At 75.6% G+C, this 4441-nt stretch carries 6 protein-coding genes; 4 read left to right on the forward strand and 2 right to left on the reverse strand.

What is annotated here, in order from left to right; translation table 11 throughout:
• Positions 1-138 precede the first annotated feature (138 nt).
• A complete protein-coding gene (locus tag EBO15_RS42670) occupies positions 139-1257 on the forward strand; it encodes a GHMP family kinase ATP-binding protein (RefSeq protein WP_122200125.1) in 1119 nt (372 codons plus the stop codon).
• On the opposite strand, the gene EBO15_RS42675 is transcribed toward EBO15_RS42670, so the two are convergent.
• Positions 1226-1633 carry a hypothetical protein gene (locus tag EBO15_RS42675; RefSeq protein ID WP_233616860.1) on the reverse strand — a complete coding sequence of 136 codons (408 nt, stop codon included), beginning with the start codon at positions 1631-1633 and terminating at the stop codon, positions 1226-1228. The genes EBO15_RS42670 and EBO15_RS42675 overlap by 32 nt on opposite strands.
• Positions 1634-1745: 112 nt before the next feature.
• Positions 1746-2105 carry a DUF6191 domain-containing protein gene (locus EBO15_RS42680; protein ID WP_122200126.1) on the reverse strand — a complete coding sequence of 120 codons (360 nt, stop codon included), beginning with the start codon at positions 2103-2105 and terminating at the stop codon, positions 1746-1748.
• A gap of 260 nt (positions 2106-2365) precedes the next feature.
• On the opposite strand from EBO15_RS42680, the gene EBO15_RS42685 reads away from it, so the two are divergent.
• The 3 genes from EBO15_RS42685 to EBO15_RS42695 form a co-directional block, all read left to right on the forward strand.
• Positions 2366-3184 carry a Nif3-like dinuclear metal center hexameric protein gene (locus EBO15_RS42685; RefSeq protein ID WP_122200127.1) on the forward strand — a complete coding sequence of 273 codons (819 nt, stop codon included), beginning with the start codon at positions 2366-2368 and terminating at the stop codon, positions 3182-3184.
• On the forward strand, positions 3181-3924 hold the full coding sequence (locus EBO15_RS42690; RefSeq protein ID WP_122200128.1) for a zinc ribbon domain-containing protein: 744 nt from the start codon (positions 3181-3183) through the stop codon (positions 3922-3924). The genes EBO15_RS42685 and EBO15_RS42690 overlap by 4 nt, the downstream gene beginning before the upstream one ends.
• Before the next feature lie 25 nt (positions 3925-3949).
• Positions 3950-4441: reverse transcriptase-like protein (locus EBO15_RS42695; RefSeq protein ID WP_122200129.1), on the forward strand; the 492-nt coding region annotated here is incomplete at its 3' end.

Below are 4441 nucleotides of genomic sequence, written 5' to 3' on the forward strand. Positions count from 1 at the left end.
GACCCGGGTCCGCCGCGTCGCCGCCCAGGCCGCGCTGCCGCCGCTGCTGGCCGCGGCCGCGCTGGCGGATCGGCTCGTCCTGCCCCTGGTCCCCGGCCCCGGCAACGCCTACCGGGTCCTGGCGAGGAAGGACGCGGGGTGACCGATTCCCTGTCGGCCGTGAGACGGCCGACCGCACTTCCGAAGAAGGACGCCCTGGTGGGACTCGCCGACGACCCGGAGATCCGGATCACCGCCCACGTGTACGAGCGCGTCTTCGGCGTCCCACCGGCGACCCTGCGCCGGGCCCCGGGCGGCCTCACCCTCCTGGGCGGCCCCCAGCCGCCCCCACCGGAGGACGACCCGCCGCCCACCACCGGCGCGGCGACGGCCGAGCCGGATCTCGTACCTTCCGCTGCGCGGGATTCGGTGGTCCCCGCGAGCCGCGCCGAGGCCCCGGCGGACCTGGTGGGTGCAACCGCCCAGGGTGATCCGGCGCTGGCCGTCGCGCTCGCCTGGGGCACGATCGTCGCCGCCGGACCGAACCCGGACGGCGGCGTGGACCTCTACTCCATGAACCGCCACACCGACCGGTGCACGTCGCTGGACGACGTCCCCGAGTGGGCGGCGCCCGCGGTCGAGGCGCTGCGCGCGCACGCCGACCCGCCGCCCCCGGCCCGGATGGTCGTGGACCGCGAGCTGCCCGCCGAGACCGGCCTGCTGTCCGGCGCGGAGACGGTGTGCGCGGCGGCGATGGCGCTCGGCGACCTGCACGGCCCGCCGGCCGCGCCCGCGCCGTCCGCCGCCTCGCCCGAGTACCTCGCCGCGCTGCACTCGCGCGCGGGGCACGCCCTGCTGCTCACCCCGTCCGGCCCGGAGCAGATCCCGTTCGACCTGCCCGCGGCCGGGCTGCGTCTGCTGATCATCGATGTGGGCGGGACGGAGCGGGCGCTGCCGGGGGCGGCGGTCGTAGCGTCCGATCCGGGCCCGGACGTCGTGGAACGCGCCGCCGAGGCGCTGCGCGCGGGCTATCCGGCGGGTCTCGGCCCGCTGCTGACCGAGGCGCACGTGCCGGGCCGCCCGACGCTCGACCTGGCCCTGTCGGCGGCCCGTGACGCGGGGGCGCTGGGAGGACGGGCCCTCGGACGCTGCGCCGTCGCGCTCGTCCCGCAGGCCGTCGTCTCGCGCGTGCGCGCGGAGGTCATCGCCCGGCTGGAGGGGGAGACCGCCCGTCCGCCGCGCTTCCTCACGGCCGTCGCGTCCGGCCGTCCGTCCTAGCGCCAGGGGTGGTGTCAGGGGTGGCGTGGCGCTCGCGGAGGGCCCGTTCGACCAGGTCGATCTCCTGGACGAGCCGGACGAGCCGGGAGCCCTCGTGGCGGTAGGCGTCGAGGACGGCCTCGATGCCGTGCGGAGGGACGGCCCCGGCGAGCTCGACGCGGGCGGAGCGGAAGCCGTCGCGGGCGGCCTCGACGGCGGCGGTGACGTGGTGCCGCGCCATCCGGGCGAGCGCGACGGGGTAGCGGCGCAGCACGCCGTAGCGGCGGTACTCGGGCGGGACGAGGTCCAGCAGCCAGGCGAGCGCGGTCTCCTCGAAGGACTCGGTTCCCGGCGGGTGCACCTGCGGCGGCCAGCCGGGCGGGACGAAGCTGCTCACCTGCCCAGAATACCCCAGATTCGAAACTTTGTTCGATCGAGCGCCCGATGTCCGATTCCTGGTCGAACGGACGGAGAAGGGGCGCCCACGAGGGGAAACGAGGGGGAGGGGGTCACTCCTGCGGGGCGACGGAGCCGCCCTGGCCGGAGCGGCGGATGCGGATGCGGCCCGACTCCAGGTCGTCCCGGCCGGAGTCGCCGGCCTGGAGCATGTCGTCGTGCTTCAGCGTGCGCTGCCGCTCCTGCTCCTCCTGCTTGACCTTCTTGGAACCCTCGAACGCGGAGGCCAGGTCCTCGAAGAGGCCGCCGCCGAGGCCCGCGCCGGTCTCGCCGTCGCCGCGGATGGCGCCCATCAGCGACGACCTGCCCGTGCCCTGCTGAGGCCACTCGATGACCTCGGGCTCGGCCTGCTTGGCGGTCGTGCCCATGGGACGGCCCTTGACGCGCTTACGGCGACGGAACGGTGACTTCACACTCAACTCCAACGCGACGAGCTTCCAAAATGATCCACGTTCGGTCCACGCCGTCCGGCCGATGGCGTCGGCCGTCCGCCGGGGAGGGGGCCCGTGCGCCTCCCGTCCTCCGGATTCCTGCCCACAGTGATCGCCCGGCTACCGTCCGGACGGGCGGGCCCGGGGTCTGCACACGATAGCCGCTCGGCGGGACGGCCCGGCGACTCCCGCAGGGCGTCGCTGGCTCGGCTGAGGGTCTCCGGGGCGGTAGCCTGCGGGGCGTGCGTCTCTCCCAAGTCATCGCCGTCCTGGACGATCTCTATCCGCCCGCCTGGGCCGAGTCCTGGGACGCCGTCGGGCTCGTCTGCGGCGACCCCGACCAGGAGGTCCGCCGCGTCCTGCTCGCGGTCGACCCGGTGGCCGCCGTCGTGGACGAGGCCCTGGAGTGGGACGCCGACCTGATCCTCACCCACCATCCGCTGCTGCTGCGCGGGGTGCACGGCGTCGGGGCGGACACGCCCAAGGGCCGCCTGGTGCACCGCCTGATCAAGAACGACGTCGCGCTGTTCACCGCGCACACCAACGCCGACGTCGCCGTCCCCGGCGTCTCGGACGCCCTCGCCCGCGCCGTCGGCGTGACCGGGGAGCTGCGCCCGATCGTCCCGTCCGCCGACGACCCGCGCCGCGGCCTCGGCCGGATCGGGGAGCTGCCGGAGACCCTCACCCTCGAGGAGTTCACCGCGCGGGCCGCCCTGGGGCTGCCCGCCACGGTCTGGGGCGTCCGCGCCGCCGGGGACCCGGACCGTCCCGTCCGCACCGTCGCCGTCTGCGGCGGCTCGGGCGACTCGCTGCTGAACGACGTCCGCGCGGCGGACGTCGACGTGTACCTCACCGCCGACCTGCGGCACCATCCCGCGTCGGAGTTCGTCGAGGCCGGGGGCCCGGCGCTGCTGGACGCGGCGCACTGGGCCACCGAGCACCCGTGGCTGGCCGGCGCCGCCGCGGCGCTGACCGACGCGCTCGATCTGACGACCCGGGTGTCCACGGCGGTCACCGACGCATGGCGCCTGCACGGTGCCAACAACGAAGGAGAGAAGTGAAAGCCGCACCGCAAGCCCAGCAGCGCCTGATCGACCTGCAGGAGCTCGACAGCTCGCTCGACCGGCTGGCCCACCGCCGCCGCACGCTGCCGGAGCTCGCCGAGATCGAGCGGCTGAGCGGCCGCCGCACCGAGCTGCGCGACCAGATCGTCTCCGCCGAGACCGAGCTCGGCGACCTGGAGCGCGAGCAGAAGAAGGCCGAGCAGGACGTCGAGCAGGTCCGGGCCCGCGCGGACCGCGACCAGAAGCGCCTCGACTCCGGCATGGTCACCTCCGCCAAGGACCTGGCGTCCCTCCAGGCCGAGATCGAGTCCCTGGGCCGCCGCCAGTCCGACCTCGAGGAGGTCGTCCTGGAGATCATGGAGCGCCGCGAGGCCGCCGAGACCAAGGTCTCCGACCTGCGCGCCGAGGCCGGGAAGGACGCGTCCGACCTGACCGCGCTGACCGAGCGGCTGGACGCCGAGCGGGCGAAGATCGACGAGGAGACCGGGATGACCGGCACCGCCCGCAAGGGCGTCGCCACGGACGTCCCGGACGACCTGCTCGCCCTCTACGAGAAGCTGCGCGGCCAGTTCGGCGGCGTCGGCGCGGCCGTCCTGCACCGGGGCTCCTGCCAGGGCTGCCACCTCGCGCTGAACACCGTCGACCTGAACCGGATCCGCGCCGCGGCCGACGACGACGTGCTGCGCTGCGAGGAGTGCCGCCGCATCCTCGTCCGCACCGCCGAGTCCGGGCTGTGACGACCGTTCGGGCGAGGGGCGGCCGGTGACGGCCGGACGCCGGCTCGTCGTCGAGGCGGACGGCGGGTCGCGGGGCAACCCGGGGCCCGCCGGGTTCGGCGCGGTCGTGAAGGACGCCCTCACCGGCGAGGTCCTCGCCGAGGCGGCCGAGGCGATCGGCCTGGCCACCAACAACGTCGCCGAGTACCGCGGCCTCATCGCGGGTCTCACCGCCGCAGCCGGAATCGACCCGGACGCCCGCGTCGAGGTCCGGATGGACTCCAAGCTGGTCGTCGAGCAGATGTCCGGCCGCTGGAAGATCAAGCACCCGGACATGCGCCCGCTCGCCGCCCGCGCCCGCGACGCCGCGTCCGGGTTCGGCTCGGTCCTCTACGAGTGGATCCCGCGCGAGCGCAACTCCCACGCCGACCGCCTCGCGAACGAGGCGATGGACGCCGCCGCGCGCGGCGAGGAGTGGCGGCCGCGCGCCGAGGAGGAGCCCGCGCCCGTGCCCCCGCCGGCGCCCGCGGCCTCGGGC

It is taken from the genome of Actinomadura harenae, assembly GCF_003696215.1.
In the GTDB taxonomy this organism is placed as follows: Bacteria; Actinomycetota; Actinomycetes; order Streptosporangiales; family Streptosporangiaceae; genus Spirillospora; species Spirillospora harenae.